This window comes from Nostoc sp. NMS8 (assembly GCF_017115045.1).
GTDB lineage: Bacteria > Cyanobacteriota > Cyanobacteriia > Cyanobacteriales > Nostocaceae > Nostoc.
In genome coordinates this window covers 23599-48678 of record NZ_JABXKK010000023.1, presented here as the reverse complement: position 1 = coordinate 48678, position 25080 = coordinate 23599, and the positions used below count along the sequence as shown (strand labels likewise).

Below are 25080 nucleotides of genomic sequence, written 5' to 3'. Positions count from 1 at the left end.
CAAATGCGAACGCCGAATCAACAAATGCGAACGCCGAATCAACAAATGCGAACGCTATATCAACAAATGCGAACGCCAAATCAACAAATGCGATCGCTAAATCAACAAATGCGATCGCTAAATTAACTTGATGAAGGTAGATTACACGATCGCACTTCAAACCCTAAAAATACCGTATGATTTATTTCTCGGTATTTTTGGTGCTGACTTTGTGGAAGTGCAAAAGAGAGAATTACAATGCGGCGAATAGCAAATTGCCTACGGAATTTGACTAGGAAACTCAGTGCAGCACTCAATCCCCCCGCAAAAAAAGCTCGAAAACGTAAAAAACCTATCTCTGCTACCTCACGAGATTTGGAGGTTTATGAGCAATTTTTACGAGATGTACTGCAAGCAATGCTAGACAGCGATGGCAATCAGCAGGTAGTTTACCCATTACTCGCAAATAATACTGATAAACTAAATGATATTTTTGCAGAAGTATTGTGGAATTGGGCAACAAATACCCTGACAAACGTTGAACCAGATGTCGCAATGCACATTGCTGGAACAATTGATAGTTTTAGTAGTTTGGTTCGTCAATTTCCTTTGGGTAGCAAAGCTAGCAATATCGAAATAGCTATTAGTGGTTATGAAACAGCCTTAACTCTCGTGACCCGTACTGCCTTTCCCCAAGAATGGGCACTCACGCAATATAATCTGGGGGAGACTTACCTTGAAAGGATATTAGGTGAAAAAGCCGAAAATCTGGAGTTGGCGATCGCTGCATATACAAACGTACTAGAAGTTACTCGCCACAGTTTTCCCAGCCTATGGGCATTAGTGAAATATAGTCTGGGGATTGCTTACTGTGAGAGAATTTTAGGAGAAAAAGCTGAAAATATCGAACAAGCGATCGCTGCTTTCTCAGGTGCATTGGAAGTTATTACTCGCAGCGCCTTTGCCAAAGGTTGGGCAGACACGCAAAATAATCTGGGGACTGCTTATCTTAAAAGAATTTTAGGAGATAGAGCCGAAAATATAGAGCAAGCGATCGCTGCTTATACTGCTGCACTAGAAGTTTATACTCGCAAAGCCTTTCCCCAAAATTGGGCACAAACGCAAAGAAATCTGGGGGTTGCTTACTTTGACAGAATCAGGGGAGAGAAAGCCGAGAATATCGAAATGGTTATTGTTACTTGCACTGCCGCACTAAAAGTTTATACCCGCAATGCTTTTCCCCACGAATGGGCAGATACGCAAAATAATCTAGGTAATGCCTACTATTACAGAATCAAGGGAGATAGAGCCGAGAATATCGAAATGACGATCGCAGCTTATACTACTGCACTAGAAGTTTACACCCGCAAAGCCTTTCCTCAAAATTGGGCGGTTAAGCAAAATAATCTGGGTAATCTTTACTATGAAAGAATTAGGGGAGATAAAGCTGAGAATATCGAAAAAGCGATCGCAGCTTGGAACGCTGCCTTAAAAGTTTACACACGTAGTACCTTTCCCCAAGAATGGGCAAGGGGACAAAATGATCTAGGGCTTGCTTACTTTGAGAGAATATTAGGAGAGCGATCTGAAAATATAGAGATTGCGATCGCAGCTTTCTCAGGTGCATTGGAAGTTCGTACTTGCACCAGCTTTCCCGAACAATGGGCAGATACGCAAAATAATCTAGGTAATGCTTACCTTAAAAGAATCAGGGGAGATAAAGCCGAGAATATAGAAATTGCGATCACTACTTACACTGCTGTACTTGGTGTTTGTAATCGCACCAGCTTTCCCGAACAATGGGCAAATACGCAAAATAATCTAGGGAGTGCTTACCTTGATAGAAGAATCAGGGGAGATAAAGCTGAAAATATCGAAATTGCGATCGCTACTTACACTGCTGTACTCGATGGTTGCAATCGCAACGTCTTCCCAGAAAAATGGGCAATGACGCAATATAATCTAGGAGGTGCTTACCTTGATAGAATTAGGGGAGATAGAGCCGAGAATGTAGAAATTGCGATCGCAGCATTGTCTGGGGCTATGGAAGTTTTCACCCGCAACGCCTTTCCCAAAAATTGGGCAAATACGCAACATAATCTGGGATTTGCTTACCACAAAAGAATTAGGGGAGATAAAACTGAAAATATCGAAATTGCGATCGCGGTTTATACTGCTGCACTAGAAGTTTTTACCCGTAACGCCTTTCCCAAAAATTGGGCAGATACGCAAAATAATCTGGGAACTGTTTACCTTGATAGAATATTGGGCGAGAAAGCAGAGAATATTGAAATTGCGATCGCAGCTATTTCTGAAGCAATGGAAGTTTTCACCCGTAAGGCTTTTTCCCAAAAATGGGCAGATACCCAATATAATCTGGGTAATGCTTACCGCGAAAGAATTGAAGGAGCTAAAGCTGAAAATATTGAAATTGGGATCGTGGCTTATACTGCTGCATTGGAAGTTCGTACCCGCAACGCCTTTCCCGAACTTTGGGCAGATACGCAAAATGCTCTGGGTGTTGCTTACCGTTATAGAATATTGGGTGAGCGAGCCGAGAATATTGAAATTGCGATCGCAGCTTTTTTTGGGGCATTAGAAATCCATACTCGTAGTGCCTTTCCCGAAAAATGGGCATATACCCAAAATGATTTAGGGTTAGCTTACCGTGACAGAATATTAGGTGAGCGAGTCCAAAATATTGAAATGGAGATCGCAGCATTTTCTGGGGCATTAGAAATCCGTACCCGTAGTGCCTTTCCCGAAAAATGGGCAGATACCCAAGGTAATCTGGGTAATGCTTACTGTGACAGAATATTGGGTGAGCGAGTCCTGAATATTGAAATGGCGATCGCAGCATTTTTTGGGGTATTAGAAGTTGATACCCGTAGTGCCTTTCCCGAAAAATGGGCAAACACACAAAATTCTCTGGGAACTGCTTACATTGATAGAATATGGGGTGAGAAAGCCGAGAATATTGAAATGGCGATCGCAGCATTTTCTGGAGCATTAGAAGTTCGTACCCATAACGCCTTTCCTCAAGATTGGGCAAAGACGCAAAATAATCTAGGTATCGCTTACAGTCAAAGAATATTAGGTGAGCAAGCCGAAAATATTGAAATTGCGATCTCTGCTTATACTGCTGCACTAGAAGTTTCTACCCGTCGCGCCTTTCCAGATGATTGGGCAATTACGCAATCTAATCTGGGGAATACTTACCTTTACAGAATCAGAGGAGATAAAGCTGAGAATTTAGAACGAGCGATAACTGCTTATACTGCTGTACTGGAAGTTTACACCCGCACTGTTTTTCCTTACAAATATGTTGAAACTTTATTCATGCTAGGTTTTGCCTACAAAGAAGCAAATCAATTTGATTTAGCTTACAGTAAGTTGGCTGCATCCATAAAAACAGTGGAATCTTTGCGAGGAGAAGTTGTTTCTGATGATGAGGCAAAGCGTAAACAAGCAGAAGCATGGAACAAACTTTATAGACGCATGGTAGAAGTTTGCCTAAAATTGGGCAACGTTAAGGAAGCGATTGAATACGTTGAGCGTAGTAAAAACCGTAACTTAGTTGAACTTATCCTCAACCGTGATCTCAAAACCTTCTTCCCTCAACAAATTGTTAATCAACTAGAACAACTGCGAGACGAAATAGCGATTAGTCAGTATCAACTCCAAAATGGCAAAGCTGAAAATCCAACAGCCCTAGCTCAATATCTTCAAGAGTTACGAAACAAACGCCAAGAATTACAAGATCAATACTTGCCTATTGGTTCTGGTTTTAATTTTGACGTATTCCAAGCAACCTTGAATAACAATACAGCGATTATAGAATGGTATTTCGCTAGAGAGACAATTTTCACTTTTGTTATCCAGTCCAATGGACAAGAAGTAAATTTCTTACAATATCAACCAGAAGACATAAAATCCTTCTTTGATTGGCAAATTGAATATATGAGTGACTACGCCGCATACGTAGAAAATAACCAAAACCATCAATGGAAGAATCAGCTAGAAGAACGCTTGAAAAAGTTAGCAGAAATCCTGCATATAGAGGAAATATTAGCTTATATACCTAAACACTGCGACAGACTAATTCTTATTCCCCATTGCTTTTTACACCTGTATCCTCTCCATGCTTTACCTGTGAAGGAATTATACTTACTTGACTTATTCCCCAACGGTGTAGGCTATGCACCCAGTTGTCAACTTCTGCAACAAGTGCAACTGCGTCAACGTCCTGACTTTCAATCTTTCTTTGCTATTCAAAACCCTACAGAAGACCTTTTTTATGCAGACTTAGAAATAGAAATTATTCAGCATTATTTCCCAATTGAAGAAACAACAATATTGCGTGGGAAAAATGCTAGTAGAAACGCTTTAGATACAAAAATAGCAAATCTAACAGAAGTAAATTGTCTTCATTTTTCGTGTCATGGTTCTTTTAACCTGATTACCCCTGCTGATTCTTGTCTAGTTTTAAATGGTGCAATTATTAATGAAAAATTTTACTTCAATAAATGCTTAACTTTGGGTGATTTATTCAATAAAGATTTTAATCTTAATCAATGCCGTCTCGTCGTTCTTTCTGCCTGTGAAACTGGTATGATTGACCCCCGAAATACCAGCGATGAATATATTGGCTTACCTAGTGGATTTCTTTATGCAGGAAGTTCAAGTGTAGTCAGTAGTCTTTGGACAGTTGATGATGTTTCCACAGCATTTTTATTTATTAAATTCTATGAAAACTTGCAAAACTATCCAGAATTAAAACAGGGAGATATAGCAGTTGCTTTAAATAAAGCTCTGACTTGGTTAAGAAACTTAACGAGTCAAGAAGGAGAGCAGCTTTTACAGCAAATTCAGCCCTATATTGATGTTATGTTTCAAGAACAAGATAACATTCTTAAAGAGTTATTTATTGATGGGGCAAAAACTAGACTTAAATCTAATGCACGACCTTTCGCTAATCCTTTTTACTGGGCAGCTTTTACAGCTATTGGTTATTAGAATCAGATGAATTAGAATTACACCATGTTTTGACACCTTTTTTAGTTAAATAAATAACAATAGGAGTAGCAATAGCCTGGGGAATTTGACCTGTAGCTGTTAAACTACTCACAGCAACAGTTAATAGTCCAGTCATTAACTCATCAATAAATGTTTCATCACAAATAATATGCCGAAACTTTTGCGCTAAATCATCTAAAATGGGCTGCGATTTAGTAAGAGGAATATTATATTTAGGAGCAAGTAAATTTATAGCTTTAGTTAAATCACCACCAGATGCTTCTATGATTTTAATTGCATAAAGAGCATCATCTAACCCTGCAAATGTATCACGATATTCGGCGATTTCTTCAGAATTAAGGATAATAGAGTTAGTAGTCATGCATTTTAATTGTAGTCACGGTTTTCTCAAACTACCATAATGTAGGGATGAGTGCAAACTTCGCAATTTCCCTATTAAATTAACTTATTAGCAAACAGTAAAGCCCAATTTAAATGAATCTCCCACTCATGATTCACAATTAGCTGCTGAAAGCATAGCTAGCGGTAACGAAAAAGCACCAACTGTAGATTTTGATGCTGATTATGCAGCTGCACAACAATTCAGTGTCAGCGAAGTCGATCGCACAGGTAAAGGTGAAGCAGCAGCCGAAGCAGCCACAGCACCTAAATATAAAACCTCTAAGCCACAAGAGACAAAAACTGAAGCGCAGTCAACAGGTAATCCTGATGATTATGCAGAGTTAGCAAAGGAAGTTGGTAATTCTAAAACTGAGGGTGTAACTAATGTCAGTGATGATTTAGTAAAACAAGCTTTAGAAAAGGGTGAACGGAAAAATTAGGTTTTCCTGATATCTTGCTATTTTTTTGGGTTGGGCAATGTTACAAATATTGAAATTGGAGTTTTCGGTATTGGTAGACATTGCCCATTTCACTATTTTAGTCAAAAGTCAATACTTAATATTTTCACTACTGACTTTTGACTATTTATTAATTAAGCACCATTCATTACTTCTAGTAATTCACTAGGTCGCTCAATTAAATAATCTGGATTTTGCTTGGCGAGTACTTCTGCTGAGTTAAAGCCCCAAGTCACTGCAATCACTTGGATATTGGCTTTCTTTGATGCTTCTATATCTCTGGTTTCATCTCCAACATAAATAACTTCTTGCGGTTTGAGTTGCTTTTGCCGCAATACATTATTAATAATCGTTGTTTTGCCAAAAATTGTAATTCCTGAGTAGATAAAATCAAATAGATGATTTAAATCATTGATTGTTAGGAATTGCGTAACATTTTCTTTAGAATTAGAAGTGATAATACCTAGTTTATATCCTTGATTTTGGAGTTCTATTAATGCTTCTTTAATTCCTGGAATTGGCTTTAATTCTGGAATTTTGTTTTTTAATTCTCCTTTAACTTTTTTAACTAGAAAAGGTATTTTAAATAGAGAAACTCCAGAGTACTTAATAATTTCCCTAGATGTTAAGTTCTTGAGAAAGGCTAACTGTTCTGGATGTATGTGTCTATAACCAAAGTCTAAAGCTAGACGATTAGCAATACTTACAAGGGCATCTACTGTATCAGCAATGGTGCCATCAAAATCAAAAATAATTACTTTCGGGGTCATTCTTTGTCTGGATGCGTCAAGATTAGCTAGGGCGTTGCGTCGTAACATTTCTGGCTTAATCCGCCGCAAGGCAGATGCTCGAAATTGTTTATCCCACTCCTGATCTGAGATTTGGGCTAATTCTAGCAGCTTGGGAGCAATATTCCCAGGATAGGGCTGAAATTCTGCAATATCAGTTGTTTGGGCAAAACGTTGATTCCAAGGACAAACATCTTGACAAATATCACAGCCAGCAACCCAGCCTTGCAAATGAGGTGTGATTGTCTCTGGCAACTCCTCGGCGCGATTTTCAATGGTATGATATGCGATGCAGCGATTAGCATCTACAACAAAAGGCTGAGTAATTGCACCTGTAGGACAAGCCTGAAGACAACGAGTACAGCTACCACAATGTTCTGTATGCGGGCGATCGCTCTCTAATTCCAAGTTGGTCAATACTTCTCCCAAAAATACCCAAGAGCCATATTGCCGTGTAATCACATTACCATTCTTGGCAATCCAACCAATTCCGGCAAGTTGAGCCAACACTTTATCTTGCACTGGGCCGGTATCTGCATAAGAAGTAGCTCTTATGCCGACATCAAGAGATTCTAGCCACATAGATAACTGCTTGAGTTTTTTATGCATCACCTTATGGTAATCTCTTCCCCAACCATAACGAGAGATTTTGGCGTATTCCTCACTTTCAGGACGTTGATGTGGTGTGTAGTAATTCAGTGCCACACATACTAGCGATCGCACTTCTGGCATCACTAAGCGGATATCCTGACGCTTTGGGTTAGCCATCCATTTCATATCGGCGTGATAACCCAGTTCAATCCATGCTTGTAACCTTTGTGCTTCTGTGGCATCTACCCTATCTACAGCAGCAATTCCAACTTTGTGAAAGCCCAACTCGCTGGCTTTTTCTTTCACCAGACTGCTGCTTGTTATGGAATAGTGATTCATTTTTTTATTTGGATTTTGCCTAACCAAAGGCGATTTAAGTCTACATTATGTAGTCAATACTTTTGATTAAGATTTATTACTCACTTTACATATAGCCACTCTTAAGACTTCCATCGTGGGGAAGATTTCCCAATATGTAGCAATCTATCTCAACAGCAGCTTTCTTTTTACATATTTTTGTAGTGAAATTAATATTCAGCTAACATAATACAGGTAATTTTATGACTTCTGCTGAATTTATATCCCCAGCGCAGTTGAAAGCTGAATTCCAGATTGAGGGAATTACAGAATCAAGTGTACTGCGTTATTTTGAAACCTTAAATGCAGGCGAATTTGAAGCAACTGCTGCCTTATTTGCGGTAGATGGTGTGATGCGTCCACCATTTGAATCTGATATTGTGGGGGCAGATGCGATCGCAGCCTACTTAAAACAAGAAGGTCAAGGCATTAAAGCTTACCCCAACTCAGGAATAGCCGAGACTTTAGAAAATGCTACGATCCAAATTCAGATCGGAGGCAAAGCACAAACTTCATGGTGTAGTGTGAATGTCTTGTGGCTATTTATCCTCAATCAACAACACCAAATTTCATATACTAGAATCAAACTTTTAGCTTCCCCCAAAGAGTTGCTTTCTTTACGTCGTGAAAAATAGCAAATAAGCTGCTGCATATTTAATTTAAACCGCATAAGCTAGGCGCGCAAGATGCCATTGGTAAGCTGTTCCATATTTAAATTGCATATACCGGGCGGGCAAGATGCCCACCCCACAAGAGTTATATTCAATTTGATTATGCAAATTAGATGTTTTTTAGCTTATTAACTTAAGCACTATTTTTTTGCTTGTCACGCCAGTAGGAGGCAAGAGGAATCCCCATTAAAAAGTTTAGGCTACCACCGCGATCGCTAGCCGAACGCGGATTTAATGAGTTCTAACGTGTCAAATATTCAGATACTAGCGGACTTGCTTTGCGCGTCGCTATCACCCAGTTAAACAAAACTCATAGCTTTATTCTGAATTCTAAATTCTGAAATAACATGATTTGAAAAATAATAACTTTCGTTTATTGGACTAATTCAGGTAAAGTAGCTTCTAACTTGAGACAGTTAGCACCATTAATCTGCAACTTGTAATCGACTTTATCCATAAGACGATTCATAATCAGCCAACCATAACCACCTTCTTGTTTTTCCATAGGATTTGGAGCGTAGTAGTTAGACATATCAAAACCTTCGCCGTAGTCCCAAATTTCTAGGGCAAGATCCCGATCTTGCACTTCCAAACGTAGTAAAATCGGTAAATTTGGTTTATCCCTGTGAGCATGACGGACTGCATTTGAATAAGCTTCCACTAAAGCCAGTCTCAAACGACTTGATTGCCGCGACCAATCCACAGATTCTCCTAGTTGAATTTTCAAACATCCCAGCAACCAGTTTTCGACAATATTCAGAAAATTCAAGTCACTTGGTACATGAAGCTCACTTTTCATGACTTACAAAATCTCCAGCGAAAGTATAGTTTGATCATCTTCTTGAACGTGATTATCTGCCTGGATGCGAGCTAGTAAATGGTTAAGAGAAAGTGGTTGTTGCTCTTGTTGTAGGAGTTGCCAAAGACCATCTTGATTCAGCATAGAACGGTTCTCTGGTTCAACCCCAGGCACACTTTTTACTGATGAATCAGGACTACTTGATACCATTGCTTCTGTAATTCCATCGCTGGCTAGTAACAATGTGTCTCCAGTAGCGAGAACCAAGCGACCCGATTGTGCCTGCCACTTCGGCAAGATACCTAAAGGAACGCTACGGACTTTCAGGTAATTGGGATTCTCGGCTAAAGTCAAACCGCGTGACCATAATAGTGGATAGATATGACCGGCATTAGTGTAGACGAGTTCCTTTGTGCTAGGGGTATAACAAGCTAACACAAGAGTGATAAAATAATTGTTGCTAATTAAATCTTCACTGAGAGCGTGGTTGAGGTTCTCCATGACCACATTCGGCTCTGCTGGCGTTTCTTGAGATAATTCTCGGCGCAAAACTGAAATAATACTAGCCATAAATAAAGCTGCTGGGACGCCCTTTCCAGAAACGTCACCTACCGCCAACCACAAATCGCCTTTGGGATGGACAAACACTTCAAAAAAATCGCCTCCTACTTCCCGCGCCGGATAGCAGCAAGCTTGCACCTTCACCCCTTTGATGTCAGGTAAAGTTTGGCGTAGCAAATTGTATTGAATTTGGCGAGCCACTTCTAACTCAGTGTGAATCTGCTGTTGTTTTTCTTGGAGGCGTTGGTAGAGTTTTGCTTGAGAAAGGGCCAAGGCTGCTTGTTCGGCAACACCTGCAATCAGTTGGATGTCTTCGTCTTCCCAAGGGCGATCGCGTCCCCATTGGTGCAGGGCCAGCACAGCTAATAGATGCTGCTGATAGCTAAGTGGTACAACCAGATGGTGACAAGGATTACCGTCGTATACATCTTGAGCAAGTTGATAATGACGGGTTTCGAGGACTTTTTCGATTAAAACACTGGGGTCGAATAAACAATCGGATACAGGAGCTTGAGGATCGTAGTAGAAGAACTTGTCTTGTATCAGGCGATCGCCCTCTACTGGTCTGAGTAAGCAACTGGTAGCTTCAAATGTTTCTCCAATAGTTGCGACAATTTTTTGTAGCATACTGTCGTAGTCTAAAGATTCCCGAATTGCCGTTGTCACCGCATTAACCAAAGATTCTCGCCGCAGAGCCCGACGCAACTCTTGGGTACGCTTCTTAACTAAGCGATATGTATCAGTGGCTTGCTCAACTAACCCTCTAAGCCGTTCAGGATTCCAGGGTTTAGTAATGTACTTGAATACCTGACCAGAGTTAATCGCATCAACCAAATCTTCGACATCAGTAAAACCAGTTAACAAAATCCGAATCGTGTCTGGAAAGCGTTCTACGGTGCGACTAAAAAATTCAGTCCCATTCATTTCTGGCATTCTTTGGTCAGAAATAATCACCGCCATTTCGCCAAATTGATCTAAGATTTCCATAGCGCCAAAGGCATGATTGGCTTTATATACTTGAAAATCTCGCCTAAAAGTGCGGTAGAGTAAATCTAAGTTATCCGGCTCATCATCTACCACCATGAGCTTAAGTTTTTCCGCCCCATTTTCAGCCATATTTGACTTTTTTTCACATATTTGAATGGCGAGATAGTATGATGTTTATCCCACCTGATAAATAACAGAAAATTAGAGTTGCTATTCACTTTGAAAATATAACTTTCTCAAAGTTTTAAGTTTCCCTTGATTATCCTCAATTGTTCCACACCAAAATTAAATTTATCCAACTAACCCAGAACGCAAGGCGCGGACTGCTGCTTGGGTACGGTCATCGGCACATAGCTTATTCAAAATATTGCGAACGTGAGTTTTAACAGTCCCAACTGTGATGTAAAGTCTTTCCGCAATTACTGCATTACTACAACCTTCGACAATCAACTGTAACACTTCCAATTCCCTTTCTGTCAGGGTGTAAGGTTGAATTCCTTCCAAATTCTCAAGATAATCAGGGTTAGGGGCAATAGTTTTAGTATCGGCAAAAGCCGATTCCAACTTTTGGGGATTTTGTTGAGCTTGTTGTAATACAATCCGAGCGATCGCTGGATCGATCCAGGCGTTGCCATTGTAAGTTACTCGCACTGCTTCCAGCAAATTATCAAATTTGATATCCTTCATACAGTAAGAGTCTGCACCAGCGGCAAAAGCTGCCAACACAGCTTCTTTGTTATCCCGCAGCGTCAAAATTAACACTTTTGTAAGTAGCTGCTGCCCATTAGTAGTAGATTTTACCTCCCGTGTTAACTCAATGCCATCCTTATCTGGTAAACCAATATCTACAATGGCAATATCTGGTCGTACCATTTTTAACATCTTTAGCCCTTCAGCAGCATTGGCAGCTTCACCTACAACTTCAATTTCATCCTTTTGCTGTAGTGCTGTCCGAATACCTACACGAGTTAGGTCATGATCTTCAATTAAAGCGATACGAATTTTACTCATAGCCAACTTCAGCCCGTTACACTACCTTAACCATAAAGTCGAGTTTCGTGACATACTCCCACACTAACCGCAAGTAGTATAGTGGGGGCTTCTGTTCCCGGAACCAGAGTTGCGAGTCGAGCGTTTTATACTGAGTGAATATTACACTTTAACAAGAAAAGTTGGACTGGTTCAGCCCAAGTACAAGGGCCCAAAACTAGTTAGTTTAATAATGCTTTCTATTCTTGCAGGACAATGGGGTGTCAATCCTTGTCAAAGTTCTAATATAAAAAATTTGATAAACTTAACATTCATGCAAAACCTGGTGTGAGGATTACTCAAGAATAGGCTATGTCTAACGGCAATCAAGCATTTTCAGTGTTGGGGATACCAGTTCATGTGATGGCTAACTATCCAGGCTGGTTGTTAGAATGCCTGCACGCAGGCAAAGGAACTCATGTAGTAACGCTCAATGCAGAAATGACTATGCAGGCAGAGCGAAATCAATTATTAGCTCAGGTTATTAAAAATGCTGAACTCGTGATTCCAGATGGAGCCGGCGTTGTTCTGTATTTACGCTGGCTGTTATGGCAAAAAGTGCAGCGTTTTCCAGGGATTGAATTAGCAGAAAAGCTTTTGCAAGAACTTGGGCAACAGAAGACGGGAGCAAAGATATTTTTTTATGGAGGAGCGCCTAGAGTCGCTGCAAAAACGGCAGATTTTTGGCAGGAGCAAATTCCAGATTTAAGTATAGTAGGCACTCACTCAGGCTACCATTCCCCAGAAGAAGAAGCACAATTACGACAAACTCTTGCTCAATTGCAGCCACAGGTGATTTTTGTCGGTTTGGGAGTGCCACGTCAAGAGTTATGGATTGCCGAAAACCGCCATTTGTGTCCTCAAGCAATTTGGATTGGCGTTGGTGGAAGTTTTGATATTTGGTCGGGAAGCAAAACTCGCGCTCCCGCCTGGTTAGGAAATAATAATTTGGAATGGTTGTATCGCCTTTATCAAGAACCTTGGCGCTGGCGGCGGATGTTGGCTTTGCCAGCCTTTGCGGTGAAAGCGTTTGTTTATCGTTTGACAGCAAGGGGTGCAATTAGTTAAGAGTGCTGAGTGCTGAGTGTTCTTACTTAGTTAGTATTAAAGTCTTCAAAAAGTTTTAAATTTTCTTTGTTGAATTTAAATTCCCAGGCGAAACCTGGGAATCCTTATTTTGAGAGGAATGTCACATCTGAGACACCAAGCTGTTCGGTTGTGGGTATGAGGAAAATTTAACAATGCCAGTATTAACAACTCAAGTTAAGAAAGACAAATCCCTTCATAGAGAGGATAGTGAAACTCAACAGCGCGGTAGTAATACTACTGCAAAGGTGCTATTGCAATCTGTAACCAAGACTTATGCTAACGGCACTCCTGCCTTGTTGAATGCGAATCTTGAAGTGAAAAAGGGAGAATTTCTGTTTATTACAGGGCCAAGTGGTTCTGGTAAATCAACGCTCTTGAAACTGCTCTATGGCCAGGAGTTGCCTACACAGGGGGAAGTAATCGTTGATGAATGCAATGTAGGGGATTTGAGGGGCGATCGCTTGTCATTATTGCGGCGACGGATTGGTATTGTGTTTCAAGACTACAAACTCATTACCCAACGAACAGTAGCAGAAAATGTCACTTTTGTGCTGCAAGCTCAAGGATATACCCGTAAAGAAATTCAACGACGTTTAGAACCAACCTTAAAGCTGGTAGGTTTACTAAGTAAAGCTGACTGCTTTCCAGACCAACTGTCTGGGGGAGAGCAACAGCGGGTAAGTATTGCCCGTGCGATCGTTGGTACACCACCGCTACTGTTGGCAGATGAGCCTACTGGAAATCTCGATCCAGATAATTCCTGGCAAGTGATCCAGATTCTCCAAAAGTTAAATTCCTTTGGGGCTACAGTAATCGTCACCACCCACGATGAACAATTAGTGCGGCGGTGCAATCATCCAGTAGTGCAAGTTCGCAATGGAAGGCTGTCTCGAAAATAAGGATTGGGGATTGGGGATTGGGGACTGGGTATTAATTAGGACTCATCATTTAACTAATGACCAATAACCAATGACTAATAAACTTTGACTTTTGCTGATACGGGTGTAAAAGTTATTGCTGTTTTGGGGGGTAAAACTTGTAGGCGATGGTCTCCAACCGACTGGAGGTCATCGCAAGCTTGTAAACTCTTAAAAGCTGCATCTCGAATCGCAACTTCTTCTTCTCGACGAAGTAGGAGTTGCAAGCATTCGACAACATCTTGTTGTACTGAAGAATCAACCCGCTTACGGCTGATCAATTTAGTTAGTTGACGTAGGGCAATCAACCGCTTCAATGGATCTTTTTCTGTTAAATTGACCAATAACTGATCTAGGTGGTCTTCTTCGCGATTTTCATAGAAGTTGACAATTTGCCATACCAATAAAACTAAAGTTAACAGGGTTCCCACACCTTGGGCGATCGCACCAGCAGCAATCCAGTGACTATGAGAGTCAACCCATATTGCCGCTGCCATGTAAGTGCTGACAGTAGCAATACCACCACTGATGACTGCTAAGGCCAAGCGACGATTTGAACTGTTTAAGAAATTACGTATTTTAGACCAGCGTAACTGCCAATCCCACTCCTGCATTGAGTAAACCAATACCATTACCCCAATGCCGATTAAGAGAGCCAATAGCAGTTTCCAGTTCCACAACAACATAGCTATGACGATTGTCAAGAACCCAAGAAAGCCCCCAGGCCCAGAGAAGCGCCTAAATGTTTGCTGCTTTATGGCTCCCTTTGTCTTGAATTTTGTCAGCGACCAGTTCCAGTCGGGGATCTGGTTGATTAATTGCTGCCAAGAAGACGAAGCCTGTGCCACAGTGTTTACCTACTTGATTACGAAATTACTTATTGTATAAGTTTTACTATGGATGAACAAAGAATGAAGGTTCAAACCACAAAATGTCTGGTTTGATAGACGGATAGTAGACTAGTACAGCACAGCGCAAATTAAGATACCATTTTCAACGGCTCGGAGCAAGGGCATCTTGTACGTAAGTCTTAATTAAAGACAAAAACGAAAGTTATCAAGGGTGAATTGACCATCAAAAGCACAGAAGGTAACGCTGTAGATGTTATTCACATTGATAGATAATAAGGTATTAGGGGAAATTGCCGAGTCTGAGTTGGCAAGATTAGAGGCTGGTAGTACAGTTTGACCAAGGAGTTGCCGATCGCGATCATAGGCGGAAAGCACTAGCCGTTGCGAACTAGTGACAAAGGCGCTAACCGAATTAACCGGACGCAAAAAAGTAGCTTCTAAAAATCCGCTTTTGGGCGCTCCCATTAAAACTGTTAGCCCTGAATAGGTTGGAAACACTGGATTTGATGGCTGTATTGCGAGAGAATTATGAAAAATAACTCCCCAACGTTCATATTGCCGCTCTACTGCTTCAAAACACTTCAAGTCTTCTAAGTCTAAAGAAATACAAGTAGGTACAGTAACTCTAGCAGCATCAATAGCTGGCTCAACCTGACCACGCCAAGCTGAAGCTTTAATTTCGTTTTGTATACTAAAGTTGTCAAGTGCAAATTTAGCGTCTTCAATCGTTAGTAGTTTATTTGATTGAAGAGTAGCCTGCTTTACCATGACATCCCGCCTTACCATTACTTAGATAATAATCAGATTAGTTATACATTAGATACTATTTTTTCCACATCATATAGAAGTAGGATTAATAGCTTACTAAAACAAGCGTTTCACTATTGTTGACGCTCAAAATTATTTATCGGTTTTCTGATAGATTACCATAAAAACTTATGCTAAATTCAGGCTTGAGTGATACTCGCTACCATGAAAAACCCTTATAAAACAGTATTTTCAACGTTAAGTTACTTTTGATAATGAAAAAAAATCACCAAATCTTTACAAGTAATCTAGTAATTTTATATCTACTTAATCTGACTGTGGCAAGAAGTCTTAGGTGATTGGTTCGTAGATAATAACAATGACCACGAAGTTTGAACTAAACACGTAAACATTCAAAGTGACTAAAGAAGAGGCGGGGGAGGAAAGATGCGTAGACATTGAGAAATAATCAAATGCTTTCTTTGTATCCCTGCATCCCAAGTTTCTTTTTTCACTTATGCCAACTAATCACTACAGTTAACAAAGAATACTTATGTTTCAACCACTGGGATTTGAACAACGCTCCATAAATACCTCACTAGGTAGGACGGTATATTATACTGCTGCTGGAGCGCCTTGGGAGGGCGATGTGACTGCCAAAGACGATCGAGAAACTTTGGTATTTCTGCACGGCTTTGGTGGTGGATCTTCTGCTTATGAGTGGTCGAAAGTTTATCCAGCTTTTGCTGCTGAATATCGGGTCATTGCGCCAGATTTGCTCGGTTGGGGTAGGTCTGAGCATCCGCCACGGAGTTATAAGATTGAAGATTATTTGACGACGATTCGGGAGTTTTTTGAGCAGACTTGTACGGGGCCAGTAACAGCGATCGCTTCTTCTTTGACCGCAGCATTTACAATTCGAGTAGCAGCAGATCATCCTGATTTATTCAAGTCTTTAATTCTTACCACCCCCGCCGGACTTTCTGATTTTGGCGAAGATTACTCCCGGAGCTTTTTTGCCCAGTTAGTTAGCGTTCCCGTTGTTGATCGTTTACTTTACAGCACTGGAATTGCTACTAGTGGTGGTATTCGCGGTTTCTTAGAGCAACGGCAATTTGCTAAATCTAATCGAGTCTACCAGGAAATTGTAGATGCTTATCTACAATCTGCCCAACAGCCTAATGCTGAGTATGCGGCACTATCCTTTGTACGTGGCGATTTATGCTTTGACTTATCCCTTTACATTCAACAGTTGACGACTCCCACTGCCATTATTTGGGGAAAACAGTCAGAGTTTACAGCGCCTTCAATTGGTCGCCGCCTTGCCGAAATCAATCCCCAAGCAATCCGATTTTTTCAACAGTTGGAAGATGTCGGATTAACACCACAGTTGGAATTACCGGCAGTGACAATCGGTCTAATTCGCAAATTTTTGCCCCTGCTTAATTAACAGGATCAAAATTCCCTCCGTGGTTTCAGGGGTATTAAATAGCAATCCTGAATTATTGGTGATAAATAAGATCCCCGGCTTCCTTAAGAAGTCGGGGATCTGCGGGTTTTAATTCTCACAAATCAAATAGGATTACTATATAAAATAGTATCAACAAAAGTGAGAACACTATTTGTCTTTCAATCTAATATCAATGACAGTTGCATTGAAGTTGTAATTAAAGCCTTCTAACTCAAATGGCATCCCAATTTTAACTTTACTGTTACCCAGAACTGGCCCACTTTCTGTAACTTGGGCTTTGCCGTCTAAAGTCAAAAGAAAATCTGTACTATAATTGTTGGCCTTGGGATCTGGAAGTTCTTTGACAGTGCCATCAGGTTGGAAAACATTGACTGTTCTAGGTAGCTGTTGAATAGATTTGATCTCAATCTGTCCGTAAGGTTGGTTGCGGATAATTACATTAGTTTTTCCGCCTTTTTTTAAACCATTATCGATTAATTTTTCTGGGTCACGTACATTCAACCCACGAACGACTAAGTCTACTTCAATGGGTACTGTTTTCGCACCAACTTGGGCAACAGAACCAGAAGTGCCAGGAAAGACAAAGATGCCAAATATAACTAGCAAAATTACCAGCGCAGCAGCTAAATCTAGGAGATTTATTTTGCCAAACAAGCGACCTTTGGAATCTAAAATAGCCATAAAAACTTTTCCGAGGTAATAGCGAAGTAATTGATTGTAGCAAGAAGGTTTTTGATGGGAACGGCAATTTTCCCTATTCGGTAATAATTCAAAGCGTCCAGGAGTTGCGGTTATGCGAGAGTTTATCACCAGTTCCTAAGTTTCAAGGAGCAGCAGCTAACTATGAAACTTTTACTTGTTAAGACTGACGCAGCTAGAAAGTAACATCTAGTGTTTAAGCCTATCTCTAGAGAGAATCCATAGTTTCCCGCAATTCAGTAGATTTGCCTAAGAATTATCTGTATAACAACTCCTTTGGGCTGAAGTTAAGAATGCAACTTAGAATACTTTAAATCCGTCTCATAATTTGTTCCATTATTTTATGTTCTCCCCAAATAATCTTCAGAGCGTATTATGTTCAACTGGAAAGGTTTTGTTACAAATTACCGTGTGTGGCGGCGTGGCTGGTTTTATCCCCTAATTTCGGTGGTAGTCGCCTTGAGCCTGTGCCTAAGTACACCCTTACCTGGAAGAACTTTAGATTTCTTACCTCTTTTACTCCAAGGATTTCAGGCATTTCAGCTTTCTAATATATCTCCTAATCAAGAAGTTGATCTTGGTAAGCAGATTAATCAGGAATTAGTCAGCAGTCAAGTCCGGCTTTACCGCAATCCCGAAGTTAATCGTTATGTAGAGCAAGTTGGTCGACGTTTAGCAGTAAATAGCGATCGCCCCAATCTCCCCTATACTTTCCAGATAGTTCAGGATGACTCTATTAACGCCTTTGCGACCTTAGGCGGCTATGTATATGTCCACACAGGTTTGCTGAAAACCGCAGACAATGAAGCGGAACTAGCAAGTGTACTCGCCCATGAAATTGGCCACATTGGCGGAAAACACGTAGTCAAGCAGATGCAGCAAAAAGCTCTCGAAAGTGGTCTATTAACAGCTGCCGGCTTAGATCGAAATTCAGCAGTGCAAATTGGTGTACAGTTAGCGCGAGACTTACCACGCAGTCGTAACAATGAATTTGAGGCCGATCAAAGAGGACTACGAACTTTGACACGTACTGGTTATGCCCAGTCTGCAATGGTCTCTTTTATGCAAAAGCTGCTGAAAAAGGGTGGTTCTGCGCCAACATTTTTGAGTACACACCCCGGAACTAGCGATCGCATTGATGCCCTCAGACGTGCAATTAACTCTCAACCTAGTAATGAAAAATATGGCTTGGATAACCCTAGTTATAAAGCTAATATTCGACCATTAGTGGGGTCTTGACAAGATTGGGCATGGGGCATACAAGTAAAAAAAACCAAGTAAAAAATAAAAAGAAAGATAAATTCAATATTTCTTTTAACTTTTAACTTGTTTCTTTCCCCCTGCTTCCCCTGCTCCCTCATCTCCCCACTCTCAATTCTTATTGCGGCGATCAACTTTAATTTTGGCTGGATCAACGGTAATTACAACCTCTTCTAAAGGCAGGGTACGAACATAGTTTTTAAAGATATTAACTTGATAAACCAAGTGATTTGTGACATCCAGTCCAGTCAACCAACCACTCCGGGGATGATAAGCGCCAGTATCTATGTCTAGCCATCCCCGTCCTTGTGCTAGTTTTCCAGGGGAAACACCAGGGAGGGTAAAGGTAATAGTGTGACCGATAATAATTTGCTTATCTGGGAAGTAGGGTTTTTCAATGCTGTGAAATTCCTCTCGTATCCAGCACAGTTCATCGGCTGTTTGTTCTGTCACCGACTTGGAAGGGTCAACACCAGCATGAGTTAACCAAATATCCCCCAAGTCAAGGTATGTAGGCAAAGCTTTTAACCAATCCAGATGGTCGTCAGGAATTGGAGCTTCTTGGTAACTGGCTACAGTAGCTTGCCCTCCACCATACAGCCATGCCTGCATCGTTGAAGAAGAAGTCCTTTCATTGGTCAGAATGTTTAATAACATCTGCTCGTGATTTCCCAATAAACATGAGTAGTTATTTCGTTTGACAAAATTAACTACTTGTGCGCTATGAGGCCCACGATCGATTAAGTCTCCCAGAAAATAGACTTGATCCTCTGAGGTGGGGGCGATCGCCTCCAGCAATGTCATTAAGCCTTCATAGTGTCCATGCACATCCCCAATTACAATTCGTCTGGGGCTAGTTTCGCTCATTGTCTCTTAGCTGCAATAGTTTTTGCTAATACTTCTGCTACAGTTTACGCTGTCTGCTTTCCGCAATAGAAGGTAAAAATACTGGATAATGTTTATTTTATTTTAATTCTTGTACGAGTAATAAACTTAACTTATCAAATATATACAAGGGCAGTTATTTTTCAGATGTCACTTATAATAACGATGGCTTAAGACTAGCTTTTTCTGCTAATTTGAACTACTTAGCCGAAAATTTAGGCTCTTGCCATATTCATCACTTTCAACTTCACAATGTCTAAGGATTTCTCTACTGAAATTAGTTCGCGCATCTGCAAGCACATGAATGACGATCACGCTGATGCTGTAGTGATTTATGCTAAAGCTTTTGGCGGTGTTACAGACGCGAGTGCAGCCGAAATGCTGTCAATTGATGCACAAGGTATGGATTTAACAGCGCAAGTGAATGGGGAAGCTGTACCAGTTCGCATCCAGTTTGATCGTGTTTTAGCAGATGCGGAAGATGCCCATCAAACTTTGATTGCGATGGTGAAGCAGGCGCGGGTGAAGGCTAAGTAGAAATCGCTTCAGCTTAGATCCAATCTTGTTTTGCTTATTGATTTTCTCAAAGTTGGGGTACTAGTCTGTCAAATTATTTTGACGGTTAGAGAGACGCGATAAACCGCCATATCTAAAAATAATTTCTCCATCAATTATTTATTGACAGACTACTACGGTTCAATCAAATGAAAAATGCTGTATATTACTGCCCATTAGTAGTAGTTGATGGAGGAAATGGTAGAGATTCAGGCTGAGGCTGAGGTTGCGGCTGAGGATTGAGAAAATCCTGCCAAGCCTTAATTTGCTCTTGTGCTGCACTGTAAGCAGCACTACCGCGTGGAATCGATTTAGCAATGTCAATGCCTCTAGCAATATCAGACTGACCTTGAGAGCGTGCTATTTCTAACAATTGCTGACTCCATTGGTCAATAGCCTGATTCGCATCCATACGTAAGATGCTATTGTTGGAAACGCGATCTGCTAATCGTATTGCCTCAATTAAGGCTTCTGGAGTGCCAACTGCCCCCACTTCCTGGGCTTTTTTCCAGTTTTCTCTAGTGCGGATTTGCCCTTCCCAGTCATTGATCGCAGCTTGTGCTTCCCCAGAAAGGGCCCTTCCTGATGAAGCAATTTGTTGAGCTGCGTTGATGGCGGCGGTGAGATTTCCACTCTGAGCCAGTTCTTGTGCTTGATCTAAGTAGGGTTGGTCTTGAATTCGCTGAATCTTTCCGACCCAAGTACGAATTTTTTTCCGTGCTTCTGGATATAATGCACGACCTCTACGAATTTCGCTAGCCTGGGCGATCGCAGCTTGCAAGGAGTTAATATCGTCGAATATTGCTATCTGTTCGGCGCGGTCTAAGTAAGGTTGGTCTTCAATTGTTTCTATTTGGGAACTCCAGCGATCCATCTCTTGTCTAGCTTCTGTGGCCCTGGGATTACTAGCAGGAATCAGCTGTATTTGGGCGATCGCTGCTGTTAAATTAGGCACTGTTCCCTGACTAGCCAATATTCTCGCTTTTTCTAGATTGGCGACATCTTCAATTTCCAGTTGCCAACGAGCAATTAGTTGCTGCGCCTCGTTATACACTGGTCTGGAAGGAGAAATCTGTTGTGCTTGAGCGATCGCTGCCTGTAAACCAGAAACGTTACCGATCCAAGCACTCCTTTTCGCATCAGCTATGGCAATAAAGTCATCGGTTTCACCTTGTAGTTTCGTACTTTCCGGTATTTGCCTAGCAATATTCAGCGCTTCATCCGCATCTTTCTTATCTAGTTTTGCCTGTGCCAATTCCAGCATTTGGCGTCCAAATGCTGGAATCGCTTGTTGAGCTTTTTGGTAAAGGTAACTTTCTTGCCCGATTGACTCGGCTAACTTGATTGCTTCCAATAAATTATCGACTACTTTGCTATTTGCTAAACTTTCGGCTTTTCCTAACTTATCCCCATCTTCGCGCGCTGTGGCAATTAGACGATTCAATTGGTCGTATTTAGTACCCGCCCAATATTGATTGTCTACGCGTAGCATTTTAGCAGATAACATAAAGGCCGATTGCCAGCGGCGTTCCTTGACTTCGGCGATCGCACTGTTATATGTGGTTTCTGCCTTTGACCAAATTAACTCCCATTTACCAACTTGTTCATCGACTAACTTATAAGCTGCCACATCTTCGGGTATTTTCTTGGCAGTAGCGATCGCTTCTTCTAAATTCCCTGTTTGGAAACTTTCATCAGCTAGCTTCAAAATATCCCGCGACCATTCTTCGATGAAACGATCAATTTCTCCATGCAGCGGGTGATTTTGTGGTAGTTGCTTCACCAGAGCGATCGCTTGCAATAGGTCGTTAACTGTTTGCTTAGAAGCCGCCAACTGAGCGCAGTGTAACCGCACAGAAGCACTAGCTAGAGGCCAGAAAATCGAGGGGCAATTAGGAGCAGCTGGCAACTTAAACAGCATTGCCATTGCCAAGAATCCTACACTGCCGGGAATTAACATTAATAGTACTAGCCACAATGTCCAGCTTTTAATCCAGCGTGGCCATTTCTCAGAATTATTACTGAGTTGGGCTGTTTCTTTTGAATTACTATTTACAGTTAATCCTTTGCTATGGTTTTTTTTTCGCCGCTTCACTGACTTGGAGTTATAACCAGTAGCGGGGACATCAAATGGCTGAGTTTCACCGAATTGTTCTGTTCGGGATAAGCTTTCGTTTTGATCTGGCTCTCTTCCACTGGCTGAAGACCAACTGTCTGGAATATCCCGCTCTGTCATCTCTCACACCAAAATAATTGAATAGCGCTCTGTTTTAAATCGATAATTCCATTGTTGACATAGTAACTTTCTCATGATTAAAAAGCTACTTTTTGATTATCTCTCTCCACAGAGTACCATTATCAATCTAAGAAATCAGTGCTATTTTATACTTTATCCTGAAATAGCAGATTCAGCTTGCAAATCGGCAATTAGTTGAGCTAACTGCTCGTTGCTTGCCTGGTAGACATTACCACAAAAGTCGCAAGTTGCTTCAGCACCATTATCTTTAATAATCATATCTTGCAGTTCAGCTTCTCCCAAAATCTTCAATGCCCCCAAAACGCGATCAAAAGAGCAACCACAGTGGAAGCGCAGCATTTGCCGTTCGGAAAAGATTTCCAGCCCCATATCTCCCAACAAGTCGCCAAAGATTTCCGGTAAAGTCTTCCCAGCTTGCAACAATGGCGTAAATCCTGCTAGACCGGCAACCCGTGATTCCAAAATTTCTACTAGAGCTTCGTCTCTGGCGGCTTTCGGTAATATTTGTATCAATAATCCTCCAGCCGCAGTTACTCCTGCTGCTCCCACAAACACACCTAAAACTAAAGCCGAAGGTGTTTGTTCGGAATTCACCAGATAATGAGCTACATCATCACCAATTTCGCCAGAAACTAGTTCTACAGTACTAGAGTAAGGATAACCATAACCGATATCCCGCACAACGTAGAGGTAGCCACCACCCACTGCACCACCAACATCTAGCTTCCCTTTGGCATTAGGAGGCAATTCTACAGATGGATTACCGACATATCCGCGTACAGTACCATCTAAGCCGGCATCTACCAATATCCCACCCAAAGGCCCATCGCCCTTTACCCGAACATTAACCCTCGATCCAGTTCGCTTCATACTAGAAACCATTAACAAGCCTGCCGCCATAGTCCGACCCAGTGCTGCCGTTGCCACATAAGAAAGCTTGTGGCGCTGCCGTACTTCTTCTGTTAAACGTGTGGTGATCACACCTACGGCACGAATTCCACCCTCGGCTGCTGTCGCACGAATTAACTGATCCGCCATGAATAACCTTACATTTCTTAACAAGTTCACTTTTTCTATTCTAAGTTCTCTGCTGCGAGAAAAGTAACTTGGTAGGGTGCTACGTAAATAAACGGCTGTTATTGGTCATTGGTCATTGGTCATTGGTTATTAGTGATTTACAAAGGACTAATGACTAAAACTATTTGCAATATTAGAAATAGCGATGTCTCATCTTTAGGTAATCTGATAAAAATGCTGGGTAATTTTCAACAAAGCCAATTGCGGATCGAAATCGAAGCATCAACAGATGAAATTCGTGACAGTCTGCTGCATCCTGTGCAACTAGAAAAATGGCTGTTAGGACAACGCTTTGCGCCAGGTATGCCAGAAGAACTGCTTCCCGGATTCCAGTTTACAACCTGGACTGGGCCAGTCACGATTCATCATCAAGTAAACGTTGTCAAATCCAACTGTCTCCGCCTGATACTCAGCGGAGGTATTGATGGGTTCCACGAATGGTATTGGGGAGAAGGTTGGGTACAGTCCCGCTTAGAAGGAGTTTCAATTTTGCCCTTAAATTTGGCTCAAACCCTAAGTTTGTTAAGCTTGCGTCAGTTTTTGGCAACTCAAGGGCGTTAAATCTAATGAACGTAGAAGGGAATTTTCCTTGTCTCTAGGACTAGCTCTTTCAAGGTAACTCGAAAAATCTCTATTTTTCTCTCTGCACCACGGACACTTTGCTCAAGTCGGGAAACCCTCCTATGCAGGTGTCCTGCTTTGTGAATCTGCGGTTTAAAAGTAATTTATCTAGGCACAGAAAAATAGAGAACAATTTTTAATAATCGGCTGTCAAAACTTGTTCAGCTGTCAATTCTAAGTGTGGAAAAGTTTGAGAGTTTGCTTCCCCTGATAAATTTTTATCTTGGTTTTACGACTAACACTGAACAATTAGCCTCTTCTACAACTTGACTGCTAACAGAACCCTGAACAATTCGCTTCATCCCCATCAACCCTCGACTGCCAATTATGATCAACTCAGTTTTATAAATATTGGCAAGACGAATAATTTCTTCAGCAGGATCGCCAGTTACTAGTTCTAACTCACTTGTGATTGATAACTTTTCTTGATACGATTGCAGCTGTTTTTCAACCTGAAAATAAGAAAATGTTGGCGACTCTGGCTGAGGACGATCGGCGGGTAGTTCCATTTCTGACTCTGGCGTAGGAAACACATGACAAAAAATAACCTTGGCATCTTTTGACAAAGCCAAATTATCTAAAGTCTGAATTAGTCGTTCTGAAATTTCCGAACCGTCCAGAGCTACCAAAATACTATTTAGCACCGCTCTCGCCTCCTAAAGAGTAGACCTCTTACATAAGTATTTAGCAAAATCCGTCGGCGGCGACACTAAACCAATTTTTTATTTTTTAATTATATATATTTGAGAATATTTGATTTCGAGATGCGTAGGTATATTGAATACGTCCTTACTTCAATCCCCTAGATTTATCTATGGCGTTACTCTAACCCGAGGTACTTAGCAATTCTGAAGCCACTTTTATAGTATTGCCTTGTAGTGACTGGGCTAGAGAAACTTTTCACGAGTTTCTGGGAAAGGAAAATTCTCTCCCAGAAACTACCGTCGGTAATGCCCGACTTGTGGACGCTTAAAGGGCAGCTGAAAGTAGAATAGCAAACGGCGTGCGTTAGC

The 25080-nt window shown here is 41.2% G+C and carries 20 protein-coding genes and 2 pseudogenes; 9 read left to right on the top strand and 13 right to left on the bottom strand.

Going from position 1 to position 25080, the window contains the following annotated elements; translation table 11 throughout:
* Window positions 1-237: 237 nt before the first annotated feature.
* The gene (locus tag HWQ39_RS02695; protein WP_292841186.1) at window positions 238-4995 is read left to right on the top strand and encodes a CHAT domain-containing protein; all 4758 of its coding nucleotides are present in this window, start codon (window positions 238-240) and stop codon (window positions 4993-4995) included.
* On the opposite strand, the gene HWQ39_RS02690 is transcribed toward HWQ39_RS02695, so the two are convergent.
* Window positions 4982-5377, bottom strand: coding sequence for a hypothetical protein (locus tag HWQ39_RS02690; protein ID WP_292841183.1), 396 nt, complete (start codon window positions 5375-5377; stop codon window positions 4982-4984). The two genes, HWQ39_RS02695 and HWQ39_RS02690, sit on opposite strands and share 14 nt — an antisense overlap.
* A gap of 97 nt (window positions 5378-5474) precedes the next feature.
* On the opposite strand from HWQ39_RS02690, the pseudogene HWQ39_RS02685 reads away from it, so the two are divergent.
* A pseudogene (locus tag HWQ39_RS02685) lies at window positions 5475-5837 on the top strand (hypothetical protein); the annotation flags it as partial.
* A 152-nt stretch (window positions 5838-5989) separates the two neighbouring features.
* Here HWQ39_RS02685 and HWQ39_RS02680 read toward each other — a convergent pair.
* The gene (locus HWQ39_RS02680) at window positions 5990-6625 is read right to left on the bottom strand and encodes an HAD-IA family hydrolase (RefSeq protein ID WP_292841192.1); all 636 of its coding nucleotides are present in this window, start codon (window positions 6623-6625) and stop codon (window positions 5990-5992) included.
* Window positions 6600-7573 (bottom strand): annotated as a pseudogene (queG, locus tag HWQ39_RS02675) (tRNA epoxyqueuosine(34) reductase QueG). The gene HWQ39_RS02680 and the pseudogene queG overlap by 26 nt, the downstream one beginning before the upstream one ends.
* A gap of 221 nt (window positions 7574-7794) precedes the next feature.
* Here queG and HWQ39_RS02670 point away from each other — a divergent pair.
* The gene (locus HWQ39_RS02670; protein WP_292841180.1) at window positions 7795-8226 is read left to right on the top strand and encodes a nuclear transport factor 2 family protein; all 432 of its coding nucleotides are present in this window, start codon (window positions 7795-7797) and stop codon (window positions 8224-8226) included.
* Window positions 8227-8635: 409 nt separating this feature from the next.
* On the opposite strand, the gene HWQ39_RS02665 is transcribed toward HWQ39_RS02670, so the two are convergent.
* The 3 genes from HWQ39_RS02665 to HWQ39_RS02655 all read right to left on the bottom strand — a co-directional run bounded on the left by HWQ39_RS02665 (window position 8636) and on the right by HWQ39_RS02655 (window position 11620).
* Window positions 8636-9061, bottom strand: coding sequence for an anti-sigma regulatory factor (locus tag HWQ39_RS02665; RefSeq protein WP_179065960.1), 426 nt, complete (start codon window positions 9059-9061; stop codon window positions 8636-8638).
* 3 nt (window positions 9062-9064) lie between these two features.
* Complete coding sequence (locus tag HWQ39_RS02660) at window positions 9065-10738, bottom strand: SpoIIE family protein phosphatase (RefSeq protein WP_292841176.1); 1674 nt, start codon at window positions 10736-10738, stop codon at window positions 9065-9067.
* 162 nt (window positions 10739-10900) lie between these two features.
* On the bottom strand, window positions 10901-11620 hold the full coding sequence (locus HWQ39_RS02655) for a response regulator transcription factor (protein ID WP_292841173.1): 720 nt from the start codon (window positions 11618-11620) through the stop codon (window positions 10901-10903).
* Between the two features lie 330 nt (window positions 11621-11950).
* Here HWQ39_RS02655 and HWQ39_RS02650 point away from each other — a divergent pair, with 330 nt between their 5' ends.
* The gene (locus tag HWQ39_RS02650) at window positions 11951-12706 is read left to right on the top strand and encodes a WecB/TagA/CpsF family glycosyltransferase (RefSeq protein ID WP_292841170.1); all 756 of its coding nucleotides are present in this window, start codon (window positions 11951-11953) and stop codon (window positions 12704-12706) included.
* Window positions 12707-12879: 173 nt separating this feature from the next.
* A complete protein-coding gene (gene ftsE, locus HWQ39_RS02645) occupies window positions 12880-13626 on the top strand; it encodes a cell division ATP-binding protein FtsE (protein WP_292841167.1) in 747 nt (248 codons plus the stop codon).
* A 74-nt stretch (window positions 13627-13700) separates the two neighbouring features.
* Here ftsE and HWQ39_RS02640 read toward each other — a convergent pair whose 3' ends face one another.
* Together HWQ39_RS02640 and HWQ39_RS02635 are read right to left on the bottom strand one after the other, a co-directional pair.
* Complete coding sequence (locus HWQ39_RS02640; protein ID WP_292841164.1) at window positions 13701-14492, bottom strand: armadillo-type fold-containing protein; 792 nt, start codon at window positions 14490-14492, stop codon at window positions 13701-13703.
* A gap of 186 nt (window positions 14493-14678) precedes the next feature.
* Window positions 14679-15263 (bottom strand): hypothetical protein, encoded by a 585-nt coding sequence (locus tag HWQ39_RS02635; RefSeq protein ID WP_292841161.1) that lies wholly within the window; start codon window positions 15261-15263, stop codon window positions 14679-14681.
* Between the two features lie 532 nt (window positions 15264-15795).
* Here HWQ39_RS02635 and HWQ39_RS02630 point away from each other — a divergent pair.
* Window positions 15796-16692: an alpha/beta hydrolase gene (locus HWQ39_RS02630; protein WP_292841158.1), complete on the top strand. Its 897-nt coding sequence runs from the start codon at window positions 15796-15798 to the stop codon at window positions 16690-16692.
* A gap of 168 nt (window positions 16693-16860) precedes the next feature.
* On the opposite strand, the gene HWQ39_RS02625 is transcribed toward HWQ39_RS02630, so the two are convergent.
* Window positions 16861-17394 (bottom strand): DUF4330 domain-containing protein, encoded by a 534-nt coding sequence (locus tag HWQ39_RS02625; RefSeq protein ID WP_292841155.1) that lies wholly within the window; start codon window positions 17392-17394, stop codon window positions 16861-16863.
* A 393-nt stretch (window positions 17395-17787) separates the two neighbouring features.
* Between HWQ39_RS02625 and HWQ39_RS02620 the strand changes: the two genes are divergently transcribed.
* Window positions 17788-18651 (top strand): M48 family metallopeptidase, encoded by an 864-nt coding sequence (locus HWQ39_RS02620; RefSeq protein WP_292841152.1) that lies wholly within the window; start codon window positions 17788-17790, stop codon window positions 18649-18651.
* Window positions 18652-18783: 132 nt separating this feature from the next.
* Here HWQ39_RS02620 and HWQ39_RS02615 read toward each other — a convergent pair whose 3' ends face one another.
* On the bottom strand, window positions 18784-19539 hold the full coding sequence (locus tag HWQ39_RS02615) for a metallophosphoesterase family protein (protein WP_292841149.1): 756 nt from the start codon (window positions 19537-19539) through the stop codon (window positions 18784-18786).
* 270 nt (window positions 19540-19809) lie between these two features.
* On the opposite strand from HWQ39_RS02615, the gene HWQ39_RS02610 reads away from it, so the two are divergent.
* A complete protein-coding gene (locus tag HWQ39_RS02610; RefSeq protein WP_292841146.1) occupies window positions 19810-20094 on the top strand; it encodes a DUF2470 domain-containing protein in 285 nt (94 codons plus the stop codon).
* Between the two features lie 184 nt (window positions 20095-20278).
* Here HWQ39_RS02610 and HWQ39_RS02605 read toward each other — a convergent pair whose 3' ends face one another.
* Together HWQ39_RS02605 and hslO are read right to left on the bottom strand one after the other, a co-directional pair.
* Window positions 20279-22348 (bottom strand): chromosome segregation ATPase, encoded by a 2070-nt coding sequence (locus HWQ39_RS02605; protein ID WP_292841143.1) that lies wholly within the window; start codon window positions 22346-22348, stop codon window positions 20279-20281.
* A gap of 153 nt (window positions 22349-22501) precedes the next feature.
* On the bottom strand, window positions 22502-23407 hold the full coding sequence (hslO, locus tag HWQ39_RS02600) for an Hsp33 family molecular chaperone HslO (RefSeq protein WP_292841140.1): 906 nt from the start codon (window positions 23405-23407) through the stop codon (window positions 22502-22504).
* Window positions 23408-23620: 213 nt separating this feature from the next.
* Here hslO and HWQ39_RS02595 point away from each other — a divergent pair, with 213 nt between their 5' ends.
* Entirely contained in the window at window positions 23621-24007 is a 387-nt protein-coding gene (locus HWQ39_RS02595; protein ID WP_292841190.1) for a hypothetical protein, read from the top strand.
* Window positions 24008-24285: 278 nt separating this feature from the next.
* Here HWQ39_RS02595 and HWQ39_RS02590 read toward each other — a convergent pair whose 3' ends face one another.
* A complete protein-coding gene (locus HWQ39_RS02590; RefSeq protein ID WP_292841137.1) occupies window positions 24286-24711 on the bottom strand; it encodes a universal stress protein in 426 nt (141 codons plus the stop codon).
* Window positions 24712-25080: the final 369 nt, after the last annotated feature.